Genomic DNA, 25,834 nt, shown 5'->3' with positions numbered 1-25,834 from the left:
TTACACCAATGAGCAATTCCCCGACCAAGGCCTACCTCGACGAACCGCTGCGCGAGGACTGCCCCTCCCCCCATTTCAACGAGGTCCTTGCCGTGCGCATGTCGCGCCGGCAATTGATGAAGGGGAGCATGGCTGCGGCCACCGCCACCCTGTTCGGGACCACGCTGACGGCCTGCGTGTCGGACAGCGACAATGACACCCCGGCAGTCGAGACACCCGCCGCACCCGGCTTCAGCGAGCCCAAGCTTGGCTTCCAGGCTGTCGCGGTGACGCGTGCCGACACCACGACCGTGCCCGCCGGCTACACGGCCACGCCCTTCCTGCCGCTCGGCACGCCGATCTGCGGCACCTACCCCGAGTACAAGCCCGACGGCACCAACACCGGCGCCGAGCAGGAACAGCAGATGGGGATGTGCCATGACGGCATGCACTTCTTCCCGATCGGCGGCAGTTCGACTCATGGCCTGCTGGTGATGAACCACGAGTACATCGTGCAGCCCGTGCTGCATGCCAATGGCGCGACGACGGTGGGCGGCATCCGCACCGTGCCCGACGAGGTCCGCAAGGAGATCGCCGCCCACGGCGTCGCGGTGGTGGAGATTCGCAGTACCGCCCATGGCCAGTGGGAAATCGTACGCGGTGCCTATAACCGCCGCATCACCGGCGCCACCCCGATGGCCATCCGTGGTCCGGTGCGCGGCCACGAGAAGGTGCGCACCAAGTACAGTCCGGATGGCACCCGCACGCGCGGCACGCTCAACAACTGCGCCCACGGCTACACGCCCTGGAACACCTACCTCACCTGCGAGGAGAACTGGGCCGGTTACTTCGTCAACAAGACCGGCCGTCCGCGCGAACACAGCCGATACGGCGTTGCCACCTCGAGCGGCCGTTACCGCTGGGAGACCGTGGCCGGTGACGAGTACGAGCGCTTCGACGTCAGCGTCAAGGCCGCGTCCGCCAGCGAGGACTATCGCAACGAGGTCAACGGCTTCGGCTGGGTGGTCGAGATCGACCCCTTCGACCCTGACTCGACCCCGATCAAGCGCACCGCGCTCGGCCGCTTCGCGCACGAGGGCTGTGTGTATGCGCCGGTGGTCGAAGGCCGCCCCGTCGTCTTCTACATGGGCGATGACTCGCAGAACGAGTACATCTACAAGTTCGTGACCCGCGCCAACTACTCGGCTGCCACCGCCAACGGCAGCATGCTGGACGACGGCACGCTCTACGTGGCCCGCTTCGATGCCGACGGCAGCGGTCGCTGGCTCGCGCTCGACTTCAACAACGCCGACTTCCTGGCTGCCTGCCTGGCCAAGGGCGTCAGCTTCAGCGACCAGGGCGATGTGCTGCTGAACACCCGCCTCGCCGCGGCCACGGTTGACGCGACACCGATGGACCGGCCGGAATGGGGCGCGGTGCACCCGCATACCGGCGAGGTGTACTTCACGCTCACCAACAACAGCAGCCGTACCGTTGCCGACGCGGCCAACCCGCGTGCGCCCAACCCCTATGGCCATATCGTGCGCTGGCGCGAAACCGGCAACGACGCTGCGGCACTGAGCTTCGAGTGGGATATCTTCGTGCTTTCCGGCACGCTGACCGACAGCGGCAAACTCGGCGACGCCACTCAGCCGCTGGGCGAGGATGCCATCCATGCCAGCCCGGACGGCCTTTGGATCGACCCGAACGGTATCCTGTGGATCCAGACCGACATGAGCGGCTCGCAGCAGGGTTCGGGCCCATTCGGTGAGAACCAGATGCTGGCCGCCGAACCGGCAACGGGCGAGATCCGCCGCTTCTATGTCGGGCCGAGGGAGCAAGAGGTGACTGGCGTCATCACGACACCTGATGGGAAGACCATGTTCGTGAACAACCAGCACCCCGGGGACCGCTCGACGCCGGGCAACTTCACCAGCAACTGGCCCGATCGTCCGCAGCCTTACACGACGGTCGACCCGTCGGGCCCGCGTCCGCGCTGCGCCACGGTGATCATCACCCGCAACGACGGCGGCGTGATCGGTCTCTGACCGGCGGAAAAGCTCGCGGCTTGCGCCGCTCCTGCGTGGCCCCGCCGCAACTGGGGGCTGCCGTGGGAGCGGCGCAAGCCGCGAGGGGTTGAAGGCGGCCTCGTCTGCCAACGACCGAAAAGCGCGCGGCCTGCACCGTTCCTACGTGGTCCCGGCGCGACGGGCTGTCATTCAGTGCGGTGCGCTTCGGCCAGGTAGTCGCGGGTGCGCATTTCCATGAGCCGGCTCACGGTGCGTACGAACTCGTGTGCATTGTGGCCTTCGGTGTAAAGCTCGTAAGCCTCGACCTCTGCGCTCATGATGAGCTTGACGCGGTGGTCGTAGAGCACATCGATGAGCCAGGTGAAGCGGCGCGCCTCGGACGCATTGCCGACGAGCATCTTCGGTACGGCGGACAGGATCAGCGTGTGGTGCTCGCGCGCAATTTCGAGGTAGTCGTTCTGCGACCTTGGTCCGCCGCACAAGGTCGCAAAATCAAACCAGATCACGCCTGGCGCCTGGCGTACGACCGCTAAGCTGCGTCCGAGGATCTCGATGTCGCCGCCCTCGCCCGGGCTGGCCGCGAGACGGCGGAAGTCCTCTCCCATCTTGGCCTCTGCCGCAGCGTCGTGCGGCACGAGGTAGATCTCCATTTTCTCGAGCGTGCGCAAGCGGTAGTCCGTGCCGTCGTCGACCTCGACCACATCGAAGCGGCGCTTGATCATCTCGATCGTGGGCAGGAAATTGATGCGCATCAGTCCGTTGGGATACAAGCCATCCGGCGGATAGTTCGAGGTCATGACGAAGATGACACCGCGCGCAAACAGGGCGTCAAGCAGGCGACCGAGGATCATCGCGTCGGCGATATCCGATACGTGGAACTCGTCGAAGCACAGCAGCCGGGTTGCGCCCGCGATGCGGTCCGCTACCTTCTGCAGCGGGTCGGGCTCGTGATTGTGATTCTTGAGGTCGTTCTGCACTTCCTGCATGAAGGCATGGAAGTGCACCCGGCGCTTGCGCTTGTAGGGCACGGCATCGAAAAAGCAGTCCATCAGAAAGCTCTTGCCACGCCCGACACCACCCCAGAAGTACACGCTGCGAGGCATCTGGGGCTTATTGAAGAACTGCTTGATCCTGCTGCCCTGGCGGGCAGCCTTGAAGCCGACGAGTTCGGTGTACAGTCCTTGCAGGCGCTGGGCGGCAGCACGCTGGGCCGGGTCGGACTGGAATCCACGCGCCTTCAGCTGGGCTTCATAGGCGTCGATCATCCCGTGCTGGGGAACGTTCAGGATGCGATGAGGCATTTTGGGTCGATGTTCAGCTGTGCTGGGGGCAGCAGGTTAACGCAAGAAGGGGTGGGCGCGAGCAGGACTCGCACCCACCCCCCGTTACCGCAGGCGCGGCTTAGAAGTGCAGCGGCCGCTTGTCGCAGGCCAGCGCAGCCTCGTGCACCACCTCGGACAGTGTCGGGTGGGCATGGCAGATACGCGCCAGGTCTTCCGAGCAACCGGCGAACTCCATCGCTACCACGGCCTCGGAGATCAGCTCCGACGCGTTGGCGCCGATGATGTGCACGCCGAGGATACGATCGGTGTTGGCATCGGCCAGCATCTTGACGAAGCCGGTGGGATCGCCCATGCCGAGCGCGCGACCATTGGCCAGGAAGGGAATCTTGCCGACCTTGTAGGCCACGCCAGCGGCCTTGAGCTGCTGTTCGGTCTTGCCGACCCAGGCAATCTCAGGGCTGGTGTAGATGACCCAGGGCACGGTGTCGAAGTTGCAGTGACCCGCCTGGCCTGCCATCAGCTCGGCGACCATCACGGCCTCTTCCATTGCCTTGTGTGCCAGCATCGGACCGCGCACCACATCACCAACCGCCCACACGCCGGGCAGATTCGTCCGGCAGTGGTCATCGACCTCGATCATGCCGCGCTCGGTGATCTTGAGGCCGACGGCTTCCGGGTTGAGGCCGGCAGTATTGGGGACGCGGCCAACCGACACGATCAGGCGGTCGGCTTCGAGCTTCTGCTCTGCACCGTCCTTGTCCTTGTAGGCGATCGTGACGCCCTTCTTGCCGACCTTCACCTCGCCGATCTGAACACCGAGGTTGATCTTGAGGCCTTGCTTGGTGAAGACCTTGAGTGCATCCTTAGCCACATCCTGATCGGCAGCGGCAAGGAAGTCGGGCATGGCTTCGAGCACGGTGACATCCGCGCCCACGCGGCGCCACACCGAACCCATTTCGAGTCCGATCACACCGGCACCGATCACCGCGAGCTTCTTGGGCACCGCGTCGATGTCGAGGGCGCCAACGTTGTCGCAGACGATCTTGTTGTCGACCGGAATGCCGGGCAGGTGGCGCGGCGCCGAACCGGTGGCGACGATGACCTGCTTGGCGACGACGAGCTCTTCGCCGACCTTGACGTGCCAACCGGCGTCACCCTTGCCGACGAAAGCACCGTGACCGTTCAGCAGCGTGACCTTGTTCTTCTTGAACAGACCCTTGATGCCGCCGGTGAGCTGGTCGACGATGCCGCTCTTGCGCGCGATCATCTTGGCGACGTCAATCTTCGGCGTGCCGACGCTGATGCCCTGGCTCTCGAAGCTGTGACCCGCTTCCTCGAACAGGTGCGAGGTGTGCAGCAGCGCCTTGGACGGGATGCAACCCACGTTCAGGCAGGTACCGCCCAGGCGCGGCTCGCCCTTGGGATCGGCATAGGGGTTGGACTCGCAGCACGCGGTCTTGAAACCGAGCTGTGCAGCGCGAATGGCCGCCACATAGCCGCCGGGACCGCCGCCGATGACGAGGACGTCGAATTCTTTGGACATTCATCTCTCCCTTCAGGAAAACGGGGCGCTGCCCCGCCGCACAGGCAAGCAGCCTGGCGGCGTGACGCGCCCCTGTGCGTTGTGATCAGACGTCGAGGATCAGGCGAGCCGGATCTTCCAGCGCTTCCTTCATCGTCACCAGACCAAGCACGGCCTCACGACCGTCGATGATACGGTGGTCGTAGGACATCGCCAGGTAGTTGATCGGACGCACGACGATCTGGCCGTTCTCGACCACAGCGCGATCCTTGGTGGCATGGATGCCGAGGATGGCCGACTGCGGCGGGTTGATGATCGGGGTCGACATCATCGAGCCGAAAACGCCGCCGTTGGAGATCGAGAAGGTGCCACCCGACAGGTCGTCGAGCGACAGCTTGCCGTCCTTGGCCTTCTGGCCGAACTCGGCGATCTTGAGCTCGATCTCGGCGATCGACATGGACTCGGCGTTGCGCAGGATCGGCACCACCAGGCCGCGCGGCGAACCGACCGCGATGCCGATGTCGATATAGCCGTGGTAGACGATGTCGTTGCCATCGACCGAGGCGTTCAGGATCGGGAACTTCTTCAGCGCGGCCACCGCCGCCTTGACGAAGAAGCCCATGAAGCCCAGGCGTACGCCATGGGCCTTCTCGAACTTGTCGCCATATTGCTTGCGCAGCGCCATCACCGGCGCCATGTTGACCTCGTTGAACGTGGTCAGGATGGCGTTTTCGTTCTTCGACTGGATCAGGCGCTCGGCGATGCGGGCGCGCAGGCGCGTCATCGGCACACGCTCTTCGGGGCGATCACCGACGGCGGCGATCACCGCCGGGGCAGCAGCAGCGGCAGCCTTGGGCTGGGCGGCGACGGCGTCTTCCTTGGTGACGCGACCGCCACGGCCGGAGCCCGCGACGTCGCCGGCGGCGATGCCCTTCTCATCGAGGATCTTGCGCGCGGCCGGGCTTGCAGCACCCGCGGCCGAGGCGGCGGGAGCGGCCGGCGGCGGCGTCACCGCCTGCACCGGCGCGGCAACCGGCGCAGCGGCGCCCGCAGCCTTGGCTTCGGTGTCGATCTGGGCGATCAGCTCGCCCGAGGTCACGGTGTCGCCGTTTTGCTTGATGAGCTTGACGAGCACGCCATCGGCCGGTGCCGGCGTCTCGAGCACGACCTTGTCGGTCTCGATGTCGATGAGGTTCTCGTCGCGCGAGACGGCATCGCCTTCCTTCTTGTGCCAGGAAACGAGGGTGGCCTCCGAAACGGACTCGGACAGCTGCGGTACTTTGACTTCGATCAGCATGGATTAATCTCCCTGGTTGTTCTATCAGTGCGGGGACTGCGGTGTGGTTTCCTGGATCGGGCCGAATGCGTGCTCGATCACCGCCTTCTGCTGCTGGTTGTGCTTGGCATAGTAACCAACCGCGGGCGACGCCGCTGCCGGACGGCTGACGAGCAGCAGCTTGCGCTTGGTACCGAGCACATTGACCAGATGCTGACGCGAGGCCAGCCAGTACCACGCCCCCTGGTTGCGCGGCTCTTCCTGGCACCAGACGACTTCCTTGGCGTTCGGGAACTGCTCGATCGCCTTGGCGAAATCGCTTTCGGGGAAGGGATAGAGCTGTTCAACACGCACCAGTGCCGTGTCGGTGATCTTGTTCTCACGGCGATGCGCCAGCAGCTCGTAGTAGATCTTGCCCTGGCACAGCACCACACGCTTGACCTTCTTCGGGTCGAGCTGCTCGATCTCCGGGATCACGGTCTGGAAGCGGCCGTTGGCCAGTTCCTCGATCGACGAGATCGCCTCCTTGTGGCGCAGCAGCGACTTCGGCGTGATGATGATCAGCGGCTTGCGCAGGCGGCGCACCATCTGCCGCCGCAGCAGGTGGAAGATCTGCGCGGGCGTGGTCGGCACGCAGATCTGCCAGTTGTTCTCAGCCGCCATGTTCATGAAACGCTCGGGACGCGCCGACGAGTGCTCCGGCCCCTGGCCTTCGTAGCCGTGCGGCAGCATCATCACCAGGCCCGACAGGCGACCCCATTTGGCCTCACCGGAGCTGATGAACTGGTCGATCACCACCTGGGCGCCGTTGACGAAGTCGCCGAACTGGGCCTCCCAGACCACGAGCTCGTTGGGTTCGGCAGTTGAATAGCCATACTCGAAGGCGAGCAGCGCTTCTTCCGACAGCACCGAGTCGAAACACTGGAAGCGCGCCTGGCCATCCTGGATGTGCTCGAGCGGCTTGTAGGTCCCTTCGTCCCAGCGCTCGCGCTTCTGGTCGTGGAGTGCAGCGTGGCGGTGGAAGAAGGTGCCACGATTCACGTCTTCGCCCGAGATGCGCACACCGTAGCCCTGTGCCAAAAGGCTCGCATAGGCCAGGTTCTCGCCCATGCCCCAGTCGAGCGGCAGCTCGCCACGGGCCATTGCGGCTCGATCATCGATGATCTTCTTGACGCGGGAATGCAGCGCGAAGCCCTCGGGAACCGTGCTCAGGCGCTCACCCAGGCGCTTGACCTCCTGCGTCGGGATCGCTGTCTCGGCGGCGTCGGTATAGGGCTGCTTGAGGTAGGGCGTCCAGTCCACTGCATGCTGGCGATTGTGCCCGGACAGCACCGGGTTGTAGAGCAGCTCGCCGCGGTCGAGATGCTCGCGGTACTCGGCGATCATCCTCTCCGGCTCATCGGCGGAGATGCTGCCCTCGGCAACCAGGCGGTCGGCGTAGAGCTTGCGGGTGCCGGGGTGCTTCTGGATGCTGCGGTACATCAGCGGCTGAGTCACCATCGGCTCGTCCTGCTCGTTGTGGCCGAGCTTGCGGAAGCAGATGATGTCGACGACGACGTCCTTCTTGAACTCCTGGCGGAACTCGATCGCCAGCGCAGTCACGAAGGCCACCGCCTCGGGATCGTCACCGTTCACATGGAAGATCGGTGCTTCGACCATCTTGAAGATGTCGGTGCAGTACAGCGAGGAGCGGTAGTCGCGCGGATCGGAGGTGGTGAAACCGATCTGGTTGTTGACGACGATGTGCATCGTCCCGCCCGTGCCGTAGCCGCGGGTCTGGGAGAAGTTCAGCATCTCCTGGTTCACGCCCTGCCCAGCGACCGCGGCGTCACCGTGGATCAGCACCGGCAGCACTTCGCGCTTTTCGGCATCGCCGCGGCGAACCTGGCGCGCGTAGACCGAACCCGCAACCACCGGATTGATGATCTCGAGGTGCGAGGGGTTGAACGCCAGGGTCAGGTGCATCGGACCGCCCGGGGTCATGACGTCGCTCGAGAAGCCCATGTGGTACTTGACGTCACCCGCGGTCAGGTCGGCTGCCGCCTTGCCCTCGAACTCCGAGAACAGCATCGACGGCGACTTGCCCAGGGTGTTGACGAGCACGTTGAGGCGGCCACGGTGTGCCATGCCGATCACCGTCTCGGCCACACCCAGGCTGCCCGCCACTCGAATGATCTCGTCCATCGCCACGATTGCGGTCTCGCCACCTTCGAGCGAGAAACGCTTCTGACCCACATACTTGGTATGCAGGTAGCGCTCGAGCGTCTCGGCGGCCGTGGTGCGCTCGAGAATGCGCTTCTTCATCTCGAGCGAGAACTTCGGCGTCCCGCGCACGCTCTCCAGTCGACTCTGGATCCAGCGCTTCTGCGCGATGTCGGTCATGTACATGTACTCGGCACCGATAGACCCGCAATAGGTCTGACGCAGCGCCTCGAGGATCTCGCGCAGGCTGGCGTGTTCGGTCGAGAACCCGTGGAAGGAGCCGACATTGAAGCTCTTCGACAGGTCGGCCTCTGTGAAGCCGTAGTACGAGGGCTCGAGCTCGGCAATCTGCGGCCGTTCAACGCGCTTGAGCGGATCGAGATTGGCCCAGCGGTTGCCGAGGAAACGGTAGGCGTTGATGAGCTGCAGGACCGAAACCTGCTGCTTGTCCTCACCGCCACCGGTGACCACGGTACGCACCGGGCCACGCTTGGCCATCTGCTCGAACGCAGCGATCACCGGCCCATGGGCCACGTCGCGCTGCGCAGCGCCGGCCTGGCTCTGCAGCTTGTCAAAGTATTCGCGCCACTCTTCGGAAACCGAAGCCGGATCGGCGAGGTAGTTTTCGTATTGCTCTTCAATGAACGGCGCGTTCGAGCCGAACAAATGCGAGGTCTGTTCGAGTTGCTTCATCATGGTGAAGGCCACCTGTCGTGTTCTGTTGTCGTGCTTTCTTCTTGCTGCAATGCTTGGAAAGCTGCACCTTCGTCCCTGAAGGAAAAACGGGATGACCGCGCACGCGCAGCCACCCCGCAATCATCAGAGTTGGCGAAGCCTCCTCCCTCTCTCCATCGTCTCTTACGGACGCTGTTCGAGCGACGGAACGTCGCGACGCGCAGCTCCGATGTAGAGCTGACGCGGACGACCGATCTTGTACTCGGGATCGGTAATCATCTCTTCCCACTGGGTGATCCAGCCCACCGTACGCGCCAGCGCGAAGATGCAGGTGAACATGGAGGTCGGGATACCCAGCGCCTTCTGCACGATGCCCGAGTAGAAGTCGACGTTCGGGTAGAGTTTCTTCTCCACGAAGTACTCGTCTTCCAGCGCAATGCGCTCGAGTTCCTTCGCAAGCTTGAACAGGCGATCGTTCTCGAGACCCAGCTCGCCAAGCACGTCGGCGCACACCTTGCCCATCAGCTTGGCACGCGGATCGAAGTTCTTGTACACGCGGTGACCGAAACCCATCAGCTTGAAGCTGTCGTTCTTGTCCTTGGCGCGCTTGATGTACTCGCCGACGCGCGACACGTCGCCGATCTCTTCCAGCATGTTCAGGCAGGCTTCGTTCGCACCGCCATGCGCCGGGCCCCAAAGGCAGGCGATACCTGCCGAGATGCAGGCAAACGGGTTGGCACCCGACGAGCCGGCGAGGCGGACCGTCGAGGTCGATGCGTTCTGCTCGTGGTCGGCGTGCAGCGTGAAGATCACGTCGAGCGCGCGCACCAGCACCGGGTTCGGCTCGTACTTCTCGCACGGCGTACCGAACATCATGTGCATGAAGTTGGCGGTGTAGCCAAGATCGTTGCGCGGATACATGAACGGCTGGCCCGTGTTGTACTTGTAGGCCATCGCCACGATGGTCGGCAGCTTGGCGATCAGACGATTGATCGACACGTTGCGATGCGCTTCGTCGGAGAAGTCCATCGCATCGTGGTAGAAGGCCGACAGTGCACCGACAACACCAACCATGATCGCCATCGGATGCGCGTCACGGCGGAAACCGTTGTAGAAGCGGGTCAGCTGATCATGAACCATGGTGTGGTTCTTGATGACACCCTCGAACTCCGTGCGCTGCTGCGCGTTCGGCAATTCGCCGTTCTTGAGCAGGTAGGCAACTTCCAGGAAGTTGCACTTCTCGGCGAGTTGCTCGATCGGGTAGCCGCGATACAGCAGTTCACCCTTGTCGCCGTCGATGAAGGTGATCTTCGACTTGCAGCTTGCAGTCGACAGAAAACCCGAGTCGTAGGTAAACAGGCCGGTCTTGCCGCCCAGGGTGCGGATGTCGATCACATCCTGACCATGGGTACCGGTCATCACCGGGAATTCGACGGTCTTGCCATCGACGGTTAGCGTTGCAGTGCGTTCAGTGCTCATAGATCGTCCCTTCTACTTGCCGGTTTAACTGCTTGTCGTATCGTGACCGTACCTGCCGCCTCAGCGCTGGCGCAGCAGGCCGATCATCTCCTTCCAGCGGTCCACTTCACATGCCTTGCTGCCATTGACCATCGCCCAGATGTCGTAGTCGTCACAGCGCAGCAGTTCCTCCAGATCCGCAACCTGATCGTCGGTGAGACGATCGAAATCCCGCTCCAGGAAGCGCGTGAACACAAGGTCGAGTTCGAGAAGAGCCCGCCGACACTGCCAGCGCACGCGCCCCCTGTTGATGCTCATGGCGTCAATCCGTATTTATACCGCACGCCGGACCATCATGTCCTTGATCTTGCCAATCGCGCGGGTCGGATTGAGACCCTTCGGACAGACATCGACGCAGTTCATGATCGAGTGGCAGCGGAACAGGCGGTACGGATCCTCGAGGTTGTCGAGGCGTGCATTGGTATCCTGGTCGCGGGTGTCGGCCAGGAAACGGTAGGCCGCAAGCAGGCCGGCCGGACCGACGAACTTGTCGGGATTCCACCAGAACGACGGGCAGGACGTCGAGCAGCATGCGCACAGGATGCACTCGTACAGACCGTTGAGCTCCTCGCGGTCCTCCGGCGTCTGCAGGCGCTCGCGCTCGGGTGCGGGATCGTTGTTGACGAGGTAGGGCTTGATCGAGTGGTACTGCTTGAAGAACTGCGTCATGTCCACGATCAGGTCGCGGATGACCGGCAGTCCCGGCAGCGGGCGCAGCGTGACCGGCTGCTCCAGGCTGTCGATGTCGGTCAGGCAAGCCAGACCGTTCTTGCCGTTGATGTTCATAGCGTCCGAGCCGCACACACCTTCACGGCAGGAACGGCGGAAGGACATCGAATCGTCCTTGGCCCGCAGGCGCACGAGCGCATCCAGCAGCTTCTTGTCGGACGGCTCGAGCTCGACCGAGATGTCCTGCATGTAGGGCTTCTCGTCCTTGTCCGGGTCGTAGCGGTAGATCTTGAAATGAACGGTACGCTTGGTCATGAGTATTTCTCCCGGGCGCTCAGTAAGTGCGCTTGGCGAGCGCGATCGGCTCGACGTCGTCGGACAGCGGCTTCAGGTTGACCGGCTTGTAGTCAAGACGGTTGCCTTCGCTGTACCACAGGGTGTGCTTGAGCCAGTTGGCATCGTCACGGCCGTTCGGATTCTCCGGCGTATCGGGCGCATCATCGCGCACGTGGGCACCGCGCGACTCCTTGCGAGCCTCGGCCGAAACCATGGTGGCACGGGCGACCTCGATGAGGTTGTCGAGCTCGAGCGCCTCCATGCGCGCCACGTTCCAGACCTTGGACTTGTCCGAGATCTCGGTACGCTTGGCACGCTCTGCAACCTCGCCGATCTTCTGCACACCTTCCTTGAGCAAGGCGTCGAAACGGAAAACGCCGGCATGCTTCTGCATGGTGCGACGCATTTCCAGGCCCACGTCGAACACGCTCTCGCCCTTGGTCTGGCCGTCGAGTCGAGCCAGTCGTGCCAGCGACACGTCGGCCGCGTCGGCCGGCAGCGGCTTGAGCTTGAGCTGACCCGACTGGAAGTCCTCGACCACGGTCTCGCCCGCCGACTTGCCGAAAACGAGCAGGTCGAGCAGCGAGTTGGTACCGAGGCGGTTGGCGCCGTGCACCGAGGCGCAGGCGCACTCGCCTGCAGCGTAGAAGCCGGCCACCGGGCTGTTCGGGTTGCCGTCCTTGGGCACCACGACCTGACCCTTGTAGTTGGTCGGGATGCCGCCCATCTGGTAGTGGCAGGTCGGCACGACCGGGATCGGCGCCTTGATCGGATCCACGCCGGCGAACTGGATCGCAATCTCGCGGATGCCAGGCAGGCGCTTCATGATGGTATCGGGCGACAGGTGCGTGATGTCGAGGAGCACGTGATCCTTGTCGGGGCCGCAACCACGGCCCTCGTTGATCTCGGTCGTCATCGCGCGTGACACCACGTCACGGGAGGCAAGGTCCTTCAGGTTGGGCGCATAGCGCTCCATGAAGCGCTCGCCCGAAGCGTTGCGCAGGATGCCGCCTTCGCCGCGCACACCCTCGGTGATCAGCACGCCCGCGCCGGCCACGCCGGTCGGGTGGAACTGCCAGAACTCCATGTCTTCGAGCGGGATACCGGCGCGCGCCGCCATGCCCACGCCGTCACCGGTGTTGATGAAGGCATTGGTGGAGGAGTAGTAGATACGGCCGGCACCGCCCGTGGCGAACACGGTGGCTTTGGCGTGGAAGATCGAGACCTCGCCAGTTTCCATCTCCATTGCGGTGACACCGAGCACGTCGCCGTCAGCATCGCGAATCAGGTCGAGCGCCATCCACTCGACGAAGAACTGGGTGTTGGCACGCACGTTGCGCTGATAGAGCGCATGCAGCATGGCGTGGCCGGTACGGTCGGCCGCTGCACAGGAGCGCATCACGGGTGCCTGACCGTAGTTCATCGAGTGGCCACCGAACGGACGCTGGTAGATCTTGCCGTTGTCGGTACGATCGAAGGGCATGCCGTAGTGCTCGAGTTCGATGACGACCTCGTTGGCCTTCTTGCACATGAACTCGATGGCATCCTGGTCACCCAGCCAGTCCGACCCCTTCACGGTGTCGTACATGTGCCAGTGCCAGTTGTCCTCGGTGGAGTTGCCGAGCGAGGCTGCCACTCCACCCTGCGCCGCCACGGTGTGCGAGCGAGTCGGGAAAACCTTGGTCAACACGGCGGTCTTGAGGCCGGCTTCGGACAACTGCAGGGCCGCACGCAGGCCGGCGCCACCCGCGCCGACGATGACTGCATCAAAGGTACGCTTAGCGACGTTCACGCTTAGAGCCTCCACAGGATCTGGGCAGCCCAGCCGGCGTAGCCGACGAGCAGGAAGAGGGTGACGAGATGCAGCGCCAGGCGCACACCGGTCGGCTTGACGTAGTCCATCCAGATGTCACGCACGCCGATCCAGGCGTGATAGAAGAGCGACAGGAAGAACAGGAAGCTGAGGAACTTGAACAGACCGTTCGAGAACAGGCCCGACCACGCCTCATAGCTGAGCTCGGGAAGGGCCAGCGCACAGACGGCGAAGATGACCGTGTAGATCGCCATGAACACGGCAGTTGCGCGCTGCGCGATCCAGTCCTTCAGACCGTAATGCGCGCCGACGGGTTGACGTTTCACCATAGTTTCACCCCGATGATGAGGGTCAGCGCAATGCTGACTGCAAGAACGATCTGCGAGGACTTGCGCGCCGCGGCAAGCTCGGTTCCCTTGTGCATGTCGAGCAGCAGGAAGCGGATGCCGGCGCAAAAGTGATGCAGATAGGCCCACAGCAGACCGAGCAGCAGCAACTTGACGAGCGGATTGCCAACCACAGCACTAAAGGTCTCGAAGGTCTGCGCGGAACCCAGGCTGCGATCGAGCAGATAAAGCAGGAAGGGCAACAGCAGGAACAAGCCTGCACCACTGACCCGGTGAAGGATCGAGACGATTCCCGGCAATGGCAGCCGGATCTGATTCAAGGCCAGATGCTTCGGCCTCGGTTTGCGCACTGTCACTTCTGACATGAAGACTCCCCTCTGCATGTGCGACGACGGCCGTCGCTGACTCCGAAAAAACACATAATTATAGCCCTGCCCGACGCCGACATTTCATGTCCGGCGCGTTCAATTCAGTTCATTCAGATAATAATGGTCGGCCGTCGAATACAAACCACGCCGCCATTCGACCGGCTTGTCGCCATAGGTGTAGGTGACACGCTCTACCGAAAGCAGCGGCGTCCCTTCGGCCACCTTGAGCGCCTCGCTCGCCCCGCGGTCAGCCGCAACGGCTCGAATGCGCTCCTGGGCGCGAATCATGCGCAAACCGAAACGAGTCTCGAACAGGCTGTACAGCGAACTGTTCCATCCCTGCAGCACCTCGGCCGTCAGCCCTTGAAAAACCTCGCCGGGGAGATAGATTTCGTCGATGACGACAGGCCGGGTCGCGAACTTGAGCAAACGGCGCACGATGATGATCGGCGCACCGGGCTCGATGCCGAGCATGCGCGAGGCCTCCTGCCCTGCCTTCGCGCGCCAGCAATCAAGCGGCACACTCTGCGGCGGAGAGAGATCGCCGTCATTCGGCACGAGGCGCAAGAACCTGAACAGCGCGCGCGGATCGTTGTGCGATGCGACATAGGTACCCTTGCCCTGTTTGCGCACCAGCAGGTTGTCCGCCGCCATCTCATCGATCGCCTTGCGCACGGTACCCTGCGACACACTGAACCGGGCGGCAAGCTCCTGCTCGCTTGGAATGGCCTGACCAGGACGCCACTCGCCTGCCTCAAGAGCCTGTAGAATCAGGGCCTTGATCTGACGGTAAAGCGGACTGAAGGTGGGCGCCTCATGTGACATGCGCGCATTTGATCACAAAATTAAAATGCAGTCCATAGCATGTCTTATGTCTTATATAAGATATAAAACGACATTTGACAGCACAGCCCGTTCGCATTAGTATCCCCGCGCTCGTTTCGACCCCTGTCATTCGGGGTGCGGACGCTTGTGGTCAGCATGCGCACTGCAGGCGCCGGGCAGCAATCCAGGACAACCTAGACCGTCTTACTTGAGGGAGTATCCACATGAGCAAAGCCCCCATGCGCGTCGCTGTCACCGGCGCCGCCGGCCAGATCGGCTACAGCCTGCTGTTCCGCATCGCCAGCGGCGAGATGCTGGGCAAGGACCAGCCCGTCATCCTGCAACTGCTCGACCTGCCCCAGGCACAGAAGGCAGTCAAGGGCGTCATGATGGAGCTGGAAGACTGCGCCTTCCCGCTGCTGGCCGGCATGATCGCCACCGACGACCCGAACGTCGCCTTCAAGGATGCTGACGTCTGCCTGCTCGTCGGCGCCCGTCCGCGTGGTCCCGGCATGGAGCGCGCCGACCTGCTGACCGCCAACGGTGCCATCTTTACCGTCCAGGGCAAGGCCATCGCTGAAAACGCCAAGGAAGACGTTCGCGTGCTGGTCGTGGGCAACCCCTGCAACACCAACGCCTACATCGCTCGCGCCGCCGCCATCAAGGTCGGCCGCACCAACCCGAACAACTACCACGGCATGCTGCGCCTGGACCACAACCGCGCGCTGTCGCAGCTCGCCGCCAAGTCCGGCCGTGAAGTGTCGTCGCTCAAGAAGATGGTGGTGTGGGGCAACCACTCGCCCTCCATGTACGCCGACTACCGCTTCTGCGAGTCGAACGGTGACAGCGTCAAGGCGCTGATCAATGACCACGCCTGGAACAACGACGTGTTCCTGCCCACCGTCGGCAAGCGCGGCGCTGCCATCATCGAGGCCCGTGGCCTGTCGTCGGCTGCTTCGGCCGCGAACGCCGCCATCGACCACGTGCGCGACTGGGTGCTGGGTTCCAGCGACTGGGTCACCATGGGCGTGCCCTCGGACGGCTCCTACGGCATTCCCGAAGGCGTCGTGTTCGGCTTCCCCTGCGAGTGCAAGGATGGCCAGTTCAAGATCATCCAGGGCCTGGAAATCGACGAGTACTCCCAAGGCAAGATCGCCATCACCCTCAAGGAACTCGAGGACGAGCGCGCGGCCGTTGCCGACATGCTGAAGTAAGCTGCGCGCGGGCGGCCGCGTGCCGCCCTTGCGACAGGCCACGGGGTAAAATCCGTGGCCTTTTCTTTTTCTCCGGGCCCCATGGGGGCCTGCCGTGCGCTGCATCGCACCGTGGCGGACGAGCCACACCCACCCGAGGAGCCCGACATGTCGCTTCACCCCGCCCAAGTTCTGTTTGCCGGTGAAAAGCCCTTCCCTGCCCTTCCCGCCGTCGACCACTACGCCGGCGCCGAGAAGCTGATGCTCAAGGCCTTGAAGCTACAACAGGAACTCGGCCCGGTGTTCGACATCACCTGCGACTGCGAGGACGGCGCCGCCGCCGGCGCCGAAGCCGAACACGCCCACATGGTCGTGGAGATCGTCAATGGCGCCGAGAACCACTTCGGCCGGGTCGGCGCGCGCATCCATGACATCACCCATCCGCACTGGCAGCGCGACCTCGAGATCCTGGTCGGTGGCGCCGGGCACCGCCTCGCTTTCGTCACCCTCCCCAAGGTACGCTCCGTGGCCGACGCCGCCACACAGATCAACGAACTGCGCCGCGTCGAAGCGGCCTGCAGCCTGGCGCGTGCGCTGCCGGTGCACGTGCTCATCGAAACCCACGGCGCCTTGCGCGAGGCCTGGGAGATCGCCGCACTCGAAGGCGTCGAGTCTCTCGACTTCGGCCTCATGGACTTCGTCTCGGGCCACCACGGCGCCATCCCGGGCAGTGCGATGAAGAGTCCGGGCCAGTTCGAGCACCCGCTCATCGTGCGTGCCAAGGCCGACATCGCCGCTGCAGCCCTGGCCAACGGCGTCGTACCCTCGCACAACGTCACCACCGAGTTGCGGGACGTGGCGGTGATACGCCACGACGCCGACCGCGCCCGCCGCGAATTTGGCTACCTGCGCATGTGGAGCATCCATCCCAACCAGATCCTGCCGATCGTCGCCGCGATGCAACCCGACTTCACCGAGGTCGAGGAGGCGGTCGAGATTCTCGTCTCCGCACAGGACACCGCGTGGGGTCCGATCCAGCACAAGGGCCGCCTGCACGACCGCGCCTCCTACCGCTACTACTGGGAGCTGCTGCAGCGTGCCCGCCATACTGGCGTGGAGTTGCCGCATGAGGTCCGTCAGCGCTTCTTCGGTGCCTGACCATCTGCGCCCGAAAGCTCATCCACGACCGCAAGAAAGCCCGCCAGCAAAGCCCCCTGCGCCGACTCGGCCGTGGCCACTGCAAGCCTGAACTCCGCCTCCGGATCGGTCAGCGCGAGGTAGCGTACACGTGGCATGCGCACCGTTTCGAGCGGCGCAGGCAGAACGGCAATACCCAAGCCGGCGGCGACCAGGCCGATCTGCGTCGTCGCCTCGCGTGCGACCTGCACGATGCGCGGCTCGAAGCCGGCCTGGCGGCACAGGCCACGCAGCACGGCGGGCAGATCGGTACCAACGTCGGCCGGGAAGGCGATGAAGTCCTCGTCGTGCAGGTCTGCAAACGACACCGAGCCGGCGCTGGCGAGCCTGTGCGCAACATTGACCACCACGCGCAGCGGATTGCGCGCGATCTCCCGTATCCGGATCCCCTCCGGCGCACGAGTCCCCTGCAGGCGTACGAAACCGACGTCGAGCTCGTCACGGCCGAGCGCACCAAACTGGTCGGGCGTGAACATCTCGCGTAGCTGAAGCCGTACCGCGGGATAGCGCTTGCGGTAGGCATGCAGCGCATCGGGCAGCAGATCGGTGAAGGGCAGCGACGAAGTAAACCCCACCCGCAGCTCACCGGCCTCACCGCGCGCCACGCGCTGGGTCTGCGCCACCGCCTCCTGCACACCCGCCATGATCCGCTCTGCGTGCTCCTGCAGGCACTTGCCAGCCGGCGTCAACGCCACGCGGCGAGCATTGCGCTCGAACAAGCGCACGCCCAACTCGTCCTCGAGATCGCGGATCTGCATCGACAACGGCGGTTGGCCGATATGCAGGCGTGCCGCGGCGCGGGTGAAGTTGAGTTCATCCGCCACGGCAAGGAAGTAGCGCAGGTGCCTCAGCTCCATTGATCTGATCCATATATGAATGAAGCCTTTCAAATATATTGGACCAAGAGTCCGACGGCAACCTAAGATCATCAGGCAGTTCACCACCCTCCCCGCCTGCCTGCACATGCCACCTCCAAGCGCCATGCCATTGCCCGCTCCGACCGCCGGCGCCGCCATCCCGGCATCCACATTGCCCGCGCCCCTTGAAGCCGGCACGCCAGGCTATCGGCGCGCCAACTTGGCCATGTTCGTCGGCGGCTTTGCCACCTTCGCCATGGTGTACGGCCCCCAGCCCTTGCTCCCCCTGCTGGCGGACGAATTCGGCATCGGTGCAGCCAGCGCCAGTCTCACGGTGTCTGCCGCTGCGGCCGGGCTGGCCCTGATGCTGATCCCGGGCAGCGTGCTCGCCGACCGCATCGGCCGCCGGCAGGTCATGATGGTCGCGCTCGGAATCGCGGCGGTCCTGGCCTGCGCGACGGCGATCGCCCCCGACTTCGGCTCGCTACTGGTGCTGCGCGCCCTGCTCGGCGCTGTCATCGCTGGCTTGCCGGCAGCAGCCATGGCCTACATCGGTGAAGAGATCGCCCCCAACGCGCAGGCGCGGGCGATGGGCCTTTACATCGCCGGCAATGCGCTGGGCGGCATGAGCGGACGCTTCATTGCAGCGCTGATCACCGACTGGAGCTCCTGGCGGGTGGCGCTGGCCGTTATCGGCGTGCTTGGCCTCGCCTCTGCGGTCCTGTTCTGGCGTCGCCTGCCGCCCTCGCACCACTTCCAGCCACGCGCAGCAACACCTGCACGCATCCTGCGCGACGCGCTCGCCATCTATCGCGACCCGGGCCTGCCGGCGCTTTTCCTGGTGGCCTTCCTGGCCATGGGCGCCTTCGTCGGGCTCTACAACTTCCTCGGCTTCCGGCTGCTCGAAGCGCCCTACCTGCTGGGCCAGACCGCCATCGGCGCGATCTTCCTGCTTTATCTGGTCGGCACCTGGGCGTCGACGCTGAGCGCCCGCCTGGCGGACCGTCACGGCCGGCACAAGGTGTTGTGGATCATGGTGGTGGTGATGGGCCTGGGCCTGGCGCTGACGCTCGCCCAACCACTGGCACTGATCATCACCGGCGTGGGCGTATTCACCTTCGGATTCTTCGCCGCCCACGCGCTCGCCAGCGGCTGGGTGGGCAAGCGTGCAGGCGAGCGGCGGGCGCTCGGTTCAGCACTCTACCTGTCGAGCTACTACCTCGGCGCCAGCGTCATCGGCACTGTCGCCGGCACGGCCTGGGGCGCCGGTCACTGGCCCGGCCTCGCACTGCTGCTGGGTGCCTGTGTGCTGGCGACCGGCGCCGTTGCACTTTACCTGCGTCGCCTGCCTACTTGAGGTTGCCCGACAGGAACTGGCGCAGACGCTCGCTGCGGGGCTGGCCGAAGACGTCGGCGGGCGCGCCGCTCTCCTCGGCCAAGCCCTGGTGCAGGAACATCACCTTGTTCGACACCTCGCGCGCGAAGCCCATCTCGTGCGTCACCACGACCATGGTGCGCCCCTCTTCGGCAAGGCCGCGCATCACCTTCAGCACCTCGCCCACCAGTTCGGGGTCGAGCGCCGAAGTCGGCTCGTCGAACAAAAGCACCGCCGGCTCCATCGCCAGCGCACGGGCGATCGCCACGCGCTGCTGCTGACCGCCCGACAGGTGCGCCGGATAGCTGTCCTTGAAGCGGCTGATTCCCACCTTGTCGAGGTAGGCCATGGCGCGCTCGTGGGCCTCCTTCCTCGACACCCCCAGCACATGGATGGGAGCCTCGACCACGTTCTCGAGCACAGTCATGTGCGCCCACAGGTTGAAATGCTGGAAGACCATCGCCAGGCGCGTGCGCAAGCGCTGCAACTGGCGGGCATCGGCCACGCGCAGATGGCCGTCCTTGCCAGGTACCAGGCGGATCTCCTCGCCCGCCACGCTGATGCGACCGGCGTCGGGCTGCTCGAGGAAGTTGATGCAGCGCAGGAAGGTGCTCTTGCCCGAACCGGACGAGCCGATGATGCTGATCACGTCGCCGGATTCGGCCGCCAGCGAGACGCCCTTGAGCACCTCGTGGTCGCCATAGCGCTTGTGAAGGTCTTCGACGCTCAGTTGTGTCATGGATGAAGTTCCGTTTGCCCTCAGGGCCCTTCAGGCCGCCTTGCGCACCGCTTTGCGCGGCTGCAGGTGCGCAAGCCAGCGCCGCTCGGCGACACGAAACAGGCCGACCAGCGCAAAGGTGATGCACAGGTAGATCAGGCCCGCGAAGACGAAGGCTTCGAAGGGTGCGAAGAATTGGGAGTAGGCGTTGCGCGCCGCACCGGTCAGGTCGACCAGCGTCACCGTGGAGGCGATCGCCGTGCCGTGCAGCATGAAGATCACCTCGTTGCTGTAGGCCGGCAACGCGCGCCGCAGGGCCCCCGGCAGCAGGATGCGGCGCAGCATGGTCGGGCGCGACATGCCGCAGGCGCGCGCCGCCTCGATCTCCCCGTGCGGCGTCGCACGCAGCGCGCCGGCGAGGATCTCGGTGGTGTAGGCCGCGGTGTTGAGCGCAAAGGTCACCAGCGCGCAGCCGTAGGGTTCGCGGAAGATGAGCCAGAAGTGGCTACCGTCCGCCCACTGCGCCTGCACCCACTCGAACTGGCCCATGCCGTAGTACATCAGCAGCAGCTGCACCAGCATCGGCGTGCCACGGAAGAAGTAAGTGTAAGCCCACACCGGCAGGGCCACCCAGCGCCGCGGCGACACCCGCCCCACCGCCAGCGGGATCGCCAGCACCAGGCCTGCGCCCAGCGACAGCACGGTCAGCTGCAGCGTCACCCACAGCCCCGCCGCGTACGAGGGCCAGCTGTCGACGAACAGGCTCCATTCGATCATGCCGCAGCCCTCCGCACACCGACCGAATAGCGCCGCTCAAGCCAGCCGAACAACAGCCCGGAGAGCGCCGTCATCGCAAGGTAGAACAGGCACACCACCATGTAGAACAGGAAGGGCTCATGGGTGGTGCGCCCAGCCTGGTCGGCCAGCCAGGTGATGTCGGACAGGCCGATGATCGACACCAGCGCCGTGCTCTTCTGCATCACCTGCCAGTTGTTGCCCAGCCCCGGCAGCGCATGGCGAAGCATCTGCGGGAACAGGATGCGGTGGAAGATCTGCCAGCGGCTCATGCCGTAGGCGCGCCCGGCCTCAAGCTGGCCGGCAGGCACCGCCATGAAGGCACCACGGAAGGTCTCGGTGAAGTAGGCACCGAAGATGAAGCCCAACGTCACCACGCCGGCCACGAAGGGGTTGATGTCGACATAGCCCAGGCCGAGCGCGTCGGTCATCGCATTGATCGCCACCTGGCCGCCGTAGAAGATCAACAGCATCATCACCAGGTCGGGAATGCCGCGCACGACGGTGGTATAGACGGTCGCCGGCAGCCGCAGCAGCGCATGCGGCGACAGCCGTGAAGAGGCACCGAGCAGGCCCAGCGCGAGCGCCAGCAGCAGCGAGAACACTGCCACGCACAGCGTCACCCAAGCGCCGTCCAGCAGGGAAGGAAGGTATCCGTGAAGCATCGGTTGTGCCGCCGCAGCGCCCTCACGGACGCCGCCCTGCGGCCAGAAAGTGAAGGTGGCCCTGCGACCACCCATGTCAGACTGTCAGCCCCGGCCCGAGACGGCCGCTGGCGGGGCGCGGGCAAGCGCCCGCACAGTCGCCGTGGATCTGGGTCAATCGCCGTAGATGTCGTACTCGAAGTACTTCTTGCGGATCTCGTCGTACTTGCCGTTGGCGCGGATCGCTGCCAGGGCCTGGTTGAGCTTGTCCTTGAGCACCGCATCCTGCTTGCGCAGCGCAATACCGACACCCTCGCCGATGACCCCCTTCTCGGCCTCATTGCTGCCGTGGTACAGGCCGCCACCGAAGGCATAGTCCGCCCCCGCAGGCTGCTGAAGGAAGCCTCCGTCGGCCATCAGTGCATCGACCCAGCTGGCATCGATGCGGCCCGCAGCGAGATCGAGATAGGCCTCTTCCTGACGCGCGTAGCGCACCACGGTGACGCCTTGGCTGGCCCAGAAGCGCGAGGCAAAGTTGTCCGCCACCGTGCCGCGCTGCACACCGATGCGCTTGCCCTTGAGCGACTCCAGAGTCGGCAGCAGCCCACTGTCCTTGCGCGCCACCAGCCCAAGCGGGGTGGCGTAGTACTTGTCGGTGAAGTCGACCCGCTTCTTGCGCTCCTCGGTGATCGACATCGAAGCGGAGATGGCGTCGAACTTGCGGCTGAGCAGCGCCGGGATCATGCCGTCCCACTCCTGCTTGACCCAGGTGCACCTGGCCTTCAACTCCTCGCACAAGGCGTTGGCGATGTCGACATCGAAGCCCTGTACCGCGCCCGCGGTGTCGACCGTGTTGAACGGGGGGTAAGCCCCCTCGGTGGCGAAGCGGATGGTGTCCCAGTCCTTGGCAACCGCGGCCTGGGTGGCGAGCGCCAGGGCGGCGAACATCAGCGTGCGGCGGATCATGGTGAAACCTCTGGAAGCTTGAAAGGCGCGCATTCTAACCGCTAAGCACGCATTCGTTACCGGGATTCGTGTTAGTGCACCGCAGCAATCTTCTTGATTCAAATCAGAATTTCACCGATCAGTGCCGCCAGGCGCTCGGCTGCGGGCGGGTGGAAGCGGAAGAACAGCTCCGGCTCAACCAGCTCGACTTCCATCAACCGGAACCCGCCATCGATGCTGCGCACGAAATCGACACGTGCGTAGGCCGGCAACTGAGGACAGGCGGCGACCACGGCCTCCGCAAAGGCACGCTCGCTCGCACTTGGCTCATGTGCATGCACGCTCCCACCATGATCGTCCTGCACGCGGAAATCGCCCGCGCGTGCAGTCTTGCGCACTGCATGGGTGACGCCGCCGCCGATGACCACCACCGAGACTTCGCCATCGGCGAGGATGCCGTCCTCGAAGCGCTGCACCATCATCGCCTCGTTGGCGACGCAGCGCGCGAAGAGGCCCTCATGAGCACCGGCCTCGCTACGATCGACACGATGGGTGAGCCGTGCCGCGCCCGACACCACCGGCTTGAACACGGCTTGCTCCCAACCCTGCTCCGCCATCACCTCGGCGAGGCTGAGGTCCTCGCCACGCGTCACGAATCGGGTCGGCACGATATCGATCCCACGGCCTGCAAGATCGCCCAGGTAGCGCTTGTCGACGTTCCAGCGGATCAGTTCGGCATCGTTGATCAAGCGGGTCCGGGCCGACACCTGCTCCAGCCAGGGCATGAAGGCGTCGAAGCGGTCGAAATAGTCCCAGGTCGAGCGGAACACCGCCGCCCGACACGCCGACCAGTCCATGCCGGGATCCGACCACGAGCGCCGCACCACGCCCAGACCCTGCCTGCGCAGGGCAGCCTCGAGCAGGGCTTCCTCACGCGCGATCTGGCCCTGATACCAATCCGTATCGTCAATCACCGCGTAGCGGTCTTCAGTCAGGATCACGATATCGGGCTTACTGGTAATCATGTCGGGCCTGTGGCGTAATGGAAGGCCGCGATTCTAGCAAGCCGCCATGTACCCGAGCGCCCCACCGGTTCCGCTGTCGATCCTGGACCTCGCCCCCATCCCGCTCGGCAGCAGCGCGACCGATGCGCTGCGCAACACCCGCGAACTGGCGCAGCTCGCCGACAGCTGCGGCTACACCCGCTACTGGCTGGCCGAACACCACAACATGACTGGCGTCGCGAGCGCCGCAACTGCGGTGGTCATCGGTCACGTCGCCGCAGCGACCACCCGCATCCGCGTCGGCGCCGGTGGCATCATGCTGCCGAACCATGCGCCGCTCGTCATCGCAGAGCAGTTCGGCACGCTCGAGTCCCTGTTCCCCGGCCGCATCGACCTCGGCCTCGGGCGTGCGCCCGGCACCGACCAGATCACCGCGCACGCGCTGCGCCGCAACCTCATGGACAGCGACAACAGCTTCCCGCAGGACGTGCTCGAATTACGCAGCTACTTCCAGCCACCACGCCCGGGTCAAGCCGTGATGGCCGTACCGGGGGTTGGCCTCGACGTCCCGATCTGGCTGCTCGGCTCCAGCCTCTACAGCGCAGAGCTCGCCGCCCACTTCGGCCTGCCTTTCGGCTTCGCGTCGCACTTTGCCCCGCGCATGCTCATGGAAGCAGTCGAGCTCTATCGCAACCGCTTCCAGCCCTCGGAGGCGCTGGCAGCGCCCTACGTCATCGTCGCTGCCAATGCCATCGCCGCCGACACCGACGAGCAGGCGCAGCATCTGCTACGTTCGCTGCGGCTGCGCTTCGCCGCCATGGCGCGCGGCCTGCGCGGCCCCTTGCCGCCCCCGGACGCCTTCAACGAATGCGAGTGGTCGACCGCCGAACTTGCCTTTGCCGACCAATCCCTGGCGTGCACCGCAGTCGGCTCCCCCGCCAGCGTACGCGATACGCTCGCACGCCTGGTCGAACGCACCGGCGCCAACGAACTGATTCTCGCCGGGCAGATCTTCGACCACCAGGCCCGACTCGACTCCTACGCGCAGATTGCGAAGGCGTGGGGCCTGCGCGCAGCCCTTACGCGATATCCACAATAGGCGGCGGCGGACCGAGCGCCTAACCTGTCATCAAGCTGACCGCGACCTTGCAGCAAAGCGAGGCGCACGACCAGCGCTCGCCCGCCCGGGCGATGTCTGACCTGCCGACCGAACACTTCGTGCGGCAAGGCCATTCCACTTGACCAGGAGACAGGTATGAAAGGATTCGTCAAAACCATCGCAGCCGTCGTTGCCGGCGCCACACTCGTCAGCGCAGGAGCGGCCATCGCCCAGGACCGTACCGGTTGGCCGCGCGCCCTCACGGTGGGCACGGCGAGCCAGGGCGGTACCTACTTCGTGTATGGCAACGGCCTCGCCGCCTACATCGGCGAGACGTTCGGCATCACCGCCAGCGGCGAAGTGACCGGCGGCCCGGTGCAGAACGCCACCCTGGTGCAGATGAAGGAGCACGGCATCGGCCTGGTCACCATGGGCCCGATGTACGACGCCTGGAACGGCAAGAGCGAACTCGCACCCGGCCTGCCGCATACTGATGTCCGCGCCCTGTTCCCGATGTACCAGACGCCCTTCCAGTGCATCGCCTTGGCCAGTTCCGGCATCAAGGCGGTGAGCGACCTCAACGGCAAGCGCGTGAGCGTCGGCCCCGCGGGCGGCACCCCGGGCACCTACTGGCCGCGCTTCATGGCGACCCTCGATGTCAAGCCGCGGCAGTCCAACTCGGGCGCATCCGACGCCGCCGGCCAGCTGCAGGACGGCCTGCTCGACGCCTTCTGCTTCGCCGCGGGTATCCCGATCTCGGCCTTCAGCCAGCTCGCAGCCGAAGCCAAGGTGGTGATGTTCGGTTTCAATGACACCGAACTGCCGAAGATCCTCGACAAGCACCCCGAGGTTTCCGCGCTGACGATCAAGGCCGGCACCTACTCCGGGCACGACTATGACCAGAACACCGTGGCCATGTGGAACTTCGCCACGGCGCACAAGGACATGCCCGCCAGCCTCGCCTACGAGATCACCAAGCTGGTGATGGAGAACAATCCGCGCATGATGCAGATCCATAGCGCGGCCTCCGAGACCCTGCTCGAGAACGTCGACAAGAACGGCTTCCTGCCCTACCACCCGGGTGCCGTGCGCTATTACGAAGAGAAGGGCATCACGCTCCCGGCCAAGCTCAAGGACTGAAGCCTGCGCTGACAAAGGGCCAGA

Annotated in this window: 23 protein-coding genes; 6 read left to right on the top strand and 17 right to left on the bottom strand. The window is 64.7% G+C overall.

Annotated elements, in window-relative coordinates:
- Positions 1 to 8: 8 nt before the first annotated feature.
- On the top strand, positions 9 to 2,027 hold the full coding sequence (locus LQF09_RS09995) for a PhoX family protein (protein WP_002939473.1): 2,019 nt from the start codon (positions 9 to 11) through the stop codon (positions 2,025 to 2,027).
- A gap of 167 nt (positions 2,028 to 2,194) precedes the next feature.
- On the opposite strand, the gene zapE is transcribed toward LQF09_RS09995, so the two are convergent.
- The 11 genes from zapE to LQF09_RS09940 all read right to left on the bottom strand — a co-directional run bounded on the left by zapE (position 2,195) and on the right by LQF09_RS09940 (position 14,843).
- On the bottom strand, positions 2,195 to 3,310 hold the full coding sequence (gene zapE / locus LQF09_RS09990; RefSeq protein ID WP_002929733.1) for a cell division protein ZapE: 1,116 nt from the start codon (positions 3,308 to 3,310) through the stop codon (positions 2,195 to 2,197).
- Positions 3,311 to 3,410: 100 nt separating this feature from the next.
- On the bottom strand, positions 3,411 to 4,835 hold the full coding sequence (gene lpdA, locus LQF09_RS09985) for a dihydrolipoyl dehydrogenase (protein WP_270067886.1): 1,425 nt from the start codon (positions 4,833 to 4,835) through the stop codon (positions 3,411 to 3,413).
- Between the two features lie 85 nt (positions 4,836 to 4,920).
- Entirely contained in the window at positions 4,921 to 6,111 is a 1,191-nt protein-coding gene (gene odhB / locus LQF09_RS09980; RefSeq protein ID WP_270067885.1) for a 2-oxoglutarate dehydrogenase complex dihydrolipoyllysine-residue succinyltransferase, read from the bottom strand.
- Positions 6,112 to 6,135: 24 nt separating this feature from the next.
- Entirely contained in the window at positions 6,136 to 8,988 is a 2,853-nt protein-coding gene (locus tag LQF09_RS09975) for a 2-oxoglutarate dehydrogenase E1 component (protein ID WP_037982947.1), read from the bottom strand.
- A 162-nt stretch (positions 8,989 to 9,150) separates the two neighbouring features.
- Positions 9,151 to 10,446, bottom strand: a complete 1,296-nt coding sequence (gene gltA, locus LQF09_RS09970) for a citrate synthase (protein WP_002924950.1) — start codon at positions 10,444 to 10,446, stop codon at positions 9,151 to 9,153.
- 60 nt (positions 10,447 to 10,506) lie between these two features.
- Complete coding sequence (locus LQF09_RS09965) at positions 10,507 to 10,743, bottom strand: FAD assembly factor SdhE (protein ID WP_002924948.1); 237 nt, start codon at positions 10,741 to 10,743, stop codon at positions 10,507 to 10,509.
- Between the two features lie 15 nt (positions 10,744 to 10,758).
- A complete protein-coding gene (locus LQF09_RS09960) occupies positions 10,759 to 11,469 on the bottom strand; it encodes a succinate dehydrogenase iron-sulfur subunit (protein ID WP_002924946.1) in 711 nt (236 codons plus the stop codon).
- Positions 11,470 to 11,488: 19 nt separating this feature from the next.
- Positions 11,489 to 13,282 (bottom strand): succinate dehydrogenase flavoprotein subunit, encoded by a 1,794-nt coding sequence (gene sdhA, locus LQF09_RS09955; protein ID WP_002942396.1) that lies wholly within the window; start codon positions 13,280 to 13,282, stop codon positions 11,489 to 11,491.
- Positions 13,283 to 13,284: 2 nt separating this feature from the next.
- Positions 13,285 to 13,632: a succinate dehydrogenase, hydrophobic membrane anchor protein gene (gene sdhD, locus LQF09_RS09950; RefSeq protein ID WP_002924942.1), complete on the bottom strand. Its 348-nt coding sequence runs from the start codon at positions 13,630 to 13,632 to the stop codon at positions 13,285 to 13,287.
- Positions 13,626 to 14,015, bottom strand: a complete 390-nt coding sequence (gene sdhC, locus LQF09_RS09945) for a succinate dehydrogenase, cytochrome b556 subunit (RefSeq protein WP_002924940.1) — start codon at positions 14,013 to 14,015, stop codon at positions 13,626 to 13,628. The genes sdhD and sdhC overlap by 7 nt, the downstream gene beginning before the upstream one ends.
- A gap of 99 nt (positions 14,016 to 14,114) precedes the next feature.
- Positions 14,115 to 14,843, bottom strand: coding sequence for a GntR family transcriptional regulator (locus tag LQF09_RS09940; protein ID WP_002924937.1), 729 nt, complete (start codon positions 14,841 to 14,843; stop codon positions 14,115 to 14,117).
- Between the two features lie 224 nt (positions 14,844 to 15,067).
- Between LQF09_RS09940 and LQF09_RS09935 the strand changes: the two genes are divergently transcribed.
- Positions 15,068 to 16,057 carry a malate dehydrogenase gene (locus LQF09_RS09935; RefSeq protein WP_002924935.1) on the top strand — a complete coding sequence of 330 codons (990 nt, stop codon included), beginning with the start codon at positions 15,068 to 15,070 and terminating at the stop codon, positions 16,055 to 16,057.
- A gap of 147 nt (positions 16,058 to 16,204) precedes the next feature.
- Positions 16,205 to 17,194 (top strand): HpcH/HpaI aldolase/citrate lyase family protein, encoded by a 990-nt coding sequence (locus LQF09_RS09930; protein WP_270067884.1) that lies wholly within the window; start codon positions 16,205 to 16,207, stop codon positions 17,192 to 17,194.
- Here LQF09_RS09930 and LQF09_RS09925 read toward each other — a convergent pair.
- Entirely contained in the window at positions 17,173 to 18,090 is a 918-nt protein-coding gene (locus tag LQF09_RS09925; RefSeq protein ID WP_270067883.1) for a LysR substrate-binding domain-containing protein, read from the bottom strand. The two genes, LQF09_RS09930 and LQF09_RS09925, sit on opposite strands and share 22 nt — an antisense overlap.
- Before the next feature lie 226 nt (positions 18,091 to 18,316).
- On the opposite strand from LQF09_RS09925, the gene LQF09_RS09920 reads away from it, so the two are divergent.
- Positions 18,317 to 19,447, top strand: a complete 1,131-nt coding sequence (locus LQF09_RS09920; RefSeq protein ID WP_270069874.1) for an MFS transporter — start codon at positions 18,317 to 18,319, stop codon at positions 19,445 to 19,447.
- On the opposite strand, the gene LQF09_RS09915 is transcribed toward LQF09_RS09920, so the two are convergent.
- From LQF09_RS09915 to LQF09_RS09895, 5 genes are all read right to left on the bottom strand, one after another.
- Positions 19,440 to 20,204, bottom strand: coding sequence for an ABC transporter ATP-binding protein (locus tag LQF09_RS09915; RefSeq protein WP_002942371.1), 765 nt, complete (start codon positions 20,202 to 20,204; stop codon positions 19,440 to 19,442). The genes LQF09_RS09920 and LQF09_RS09915 overlap by 8 nt on opposite strands.
- Before the next feature lie 30 nt (positions 20,205 to 20,234).
- Entirely contained in the window at positions 20,235 to 20,960 is a 726-nt protein-coding gene (locus tag LQF09_RS09910) for an ABC transporter permease (RefSeq protein WP_270067882.1), read from the bottom strand.
- Positions 20,957 to 21,643 (bottom strand): ABC transporter permease, encoded by a 687-nt coding sequence (locus LQF09_RS09905; protein ID WP_270067881.1) that lies wholly within the window; start codon positions 21,641 to 21,643, stop codon positions 20,957 to 20,959. The genes LQF09_RS09910 and LQF09_RS09905 overlap by 4 nt, the downstream gene beginning before the upstream one ends.
- Before the next feature lie 153 nt (positions 21,644 to 21,796).
- The gene (locus LQF09_RS09900; RefSeq protein WP_270067880.1) at positions 21,797 to 22,588 is read right to left on the bottom strand and encodes an ABC transporter substrate-binding protein; all 792 of its coding nucleotides are present in this window, start codon (positions 22,586 to 22,588) and stop codon (positions 21,797 to 21,799) included.
- A 98-nt stretch (positions 22,589 to 22,686) separates the two neighbouring features.
- The gene (locus LQF09_RS09895; RefSeq protein ID WP_270067879.1) at positions 22,687 to 23,592 is read right to left on the bottom strand and encodes an ATP-grasp domain-containing protein; all 906 of its coding nucleotides are present in this window, start codon (positions 23,590 to 23,592) and stop codon (positions 22,687 to 22,689) included.
- A gap of 46 nt (positions 23,593 to 23,638) precedes the next feature.
- On the opposite strand from LQF09_RS09895, the gene LQF09_RS09890 reads away from it, so the two are divergent.
- Both LQF09_RS09890 and LQF09_RS09885 read left to right on the top strand, forming a co-directional pair.
- Positions 23,639 to 24,670: an LLM class flavin-dependent oxidoreductase gene (locus tag LQF09_RS09890; protein ID WP_270067878.1), complete on the top strand. Its 1,032-nt coding sequence runs from the start codon at positions 23,639 to 23,641 to the stop codon at positions 24,668 to 24,670.
- A 156-nt stretch (positions 24,671 to 24,826) separates the two neighbouring features.
- On the top strand, positions 24,827 to 25,810 hold the full coding sequence (locus LQF09_RS09885) for a TAXI family TRAP transporter solute-binding subunit (RefSeq protein WP_270067877.1): 984 nt from the start codon (positions 24,827 to 24,829) through the stop codon (positions 25,808 to 25,810).
- The last annotated feature ends 24 nt before the right edge of the window (positions 25,811 to 25,834 follow it).

It is taken from the genome of Thauera sp. WB-2 (genome assembly GCF_027594845.1).
Lineage (GTDB): Bacteria > Pseudomonadota > Gammaproteobacteria > Burkholderiales > Rhodocyclaceae > Thauera > Thauera mechernichensis.
Note: the sequence above shows the minus strand (reverse complement) of the source record. Positions and strands in the feature narration are given on the sequence as shown.

Coding starts and splice junctions, on each gene's coding strand:
- LQF09_RS09995 (WP_002939473.1), top strand. CDS start 9: ATGAGCAATTCCCCGACCAAGGCCTACCTCGACGAACCGCTGCGCGAG.
- zapE (WP_002929733.1), bottom strand. CDS start 3,310: ATGCCTCATCGCATCCTGAACGTTCCCCAGCACGGGATGATCGACGCC.
- lpdA (WP_270067886.1), bottom strand. CDS start 4,835: ATGTCCAAAGAATTCGACGTCCTCGTCATCGGCGGCGGTCCCGGCGGC.
- odhB (WP_270067885.1), bottom strand. CDS start 6,111: ATGCTGATCGAAGTCAAAGTACCGCAGCTGTCCGAGTCCGTTTCGGAG.
- LQF09_RS09975 (WP_037982947.1), bottom strand. CDS start 8,988: ATGATGAAGCAACTCGAACAGACCTCGCATTTGTTCGGCTCGAACGCG.
- gltA (WP_002924950.1), bottom strand. CDS start 10,446: ATGAGCACTGAACGCACTGCAACGCTAACCGTCGATGGCAAGACCGTC.
- LQF09_RS09965 (WP_002924948.1), bottom strand. CDS start 10,743: ATGAGCATCAACAGGGGGCGCGTGCGCTGGCAGTGTCGGCGGGCTCTT.
- LQF09_RS09960 (WP_002924946.1), bottom strand. CDS start 11,469: ATGACCAAGCGTACCGTTCATTTCAAGATCTACCGCTACGACCCGGAC.
- sdhD (WP_002924942.1), bottom strand. CDS start 13,632: ATGGTGAAACGTCAACCCGTCGGCGCGCATTACGGTCTGAAGGACTGG.
- sdhC (WP_002924940.1), bottom strand. CDS start 14,015: ATGTCAGAAGTGACAGTGCGCAAACCGAGGCCGAAGCATCTGGCCTTG.
- LQF09_RS09940 (WP_002924937.1), bottom strand. CDS start 14,843: ATGTCACATGAGGCGCCCACCTTCAGTCCGCTTTACCGTCAGATCAAG.
- LQF09_RS09935 (WP_002924935.1), top strand. CDS start 15,068: ATGAGCAAAGCCCCCATGCGCGTCGCTGTCACCGGCGCCGCCGGCCAG.
- LQF09_RS09930 (WP_270067884.1), top strand. CDS start 16,205: ATGTCGCTTCACCCCGCCCAAGTTCTGTTTGCCGGTGAAAAGCCCTTC.
- LQF09_RS09925 (WP_270067883.1), bottom strand. CDS start 18,090: ATGGAGCTGAGGCACCTGCGCTACTTCCTTGCCGTGGCGGATGAACTC.
- LQF09_RS09920 (WP_270069874.1), top strand. CDS start 18,317: ATGTTCGTCGGCGGCTTTGCCACCTTCGCCATGGTGTACGGCCCCCAG.
- LQF09_RS09915 (WP_002942371.1), bottom strand. CDS start 20,204: ATGACACAACTGAGCGTCGAAGACCTTCACAAGCGCTATGGCGACCAC.
- LQF09_RS09910 (WP_270067882.1), bottom strand. CDS start 20,960: ATGATCGAATGGAGCCTGTTCGTCGACAGCTGGCCCTCGTACGCGGCG.
- LQF09_RS09905 (WP_270067881.1), bottom strand. CDS start 21,643: ATGCTTCACGGATACCTTCCTTCCCTGCTGGACGGCGCTTGGGTGACG.
- LQF09_RS09900 (WP_270067880.1), bottom strand. CDS start 22,588: ATGATCCGCCGCACGCTGATGTTCGCCGCCCTGGCGCTCGCCACCCAG.
- LQF09_RS09895 (WP_270067879.1), bottom strand. CDS start 23,592: ATGATTACCAGTAAGCCCGATATCGTGATCCTGACTGAAGACCGCTAC.
- LQF09_RS09890 (WP_270067878.1), top strand. CDS start 23,639: ATGTACCCGAGCGCCCCACCGGTTCCGCTGTCGATCCTGGACCTCGCC.
- LQF09_RS09885 (WP_270067877.1), top strand. CDS start 24,827: ATGAAAGGATTCGTCAAAACCATCGCAGCCGTCGTTGCCGGCGCCACA.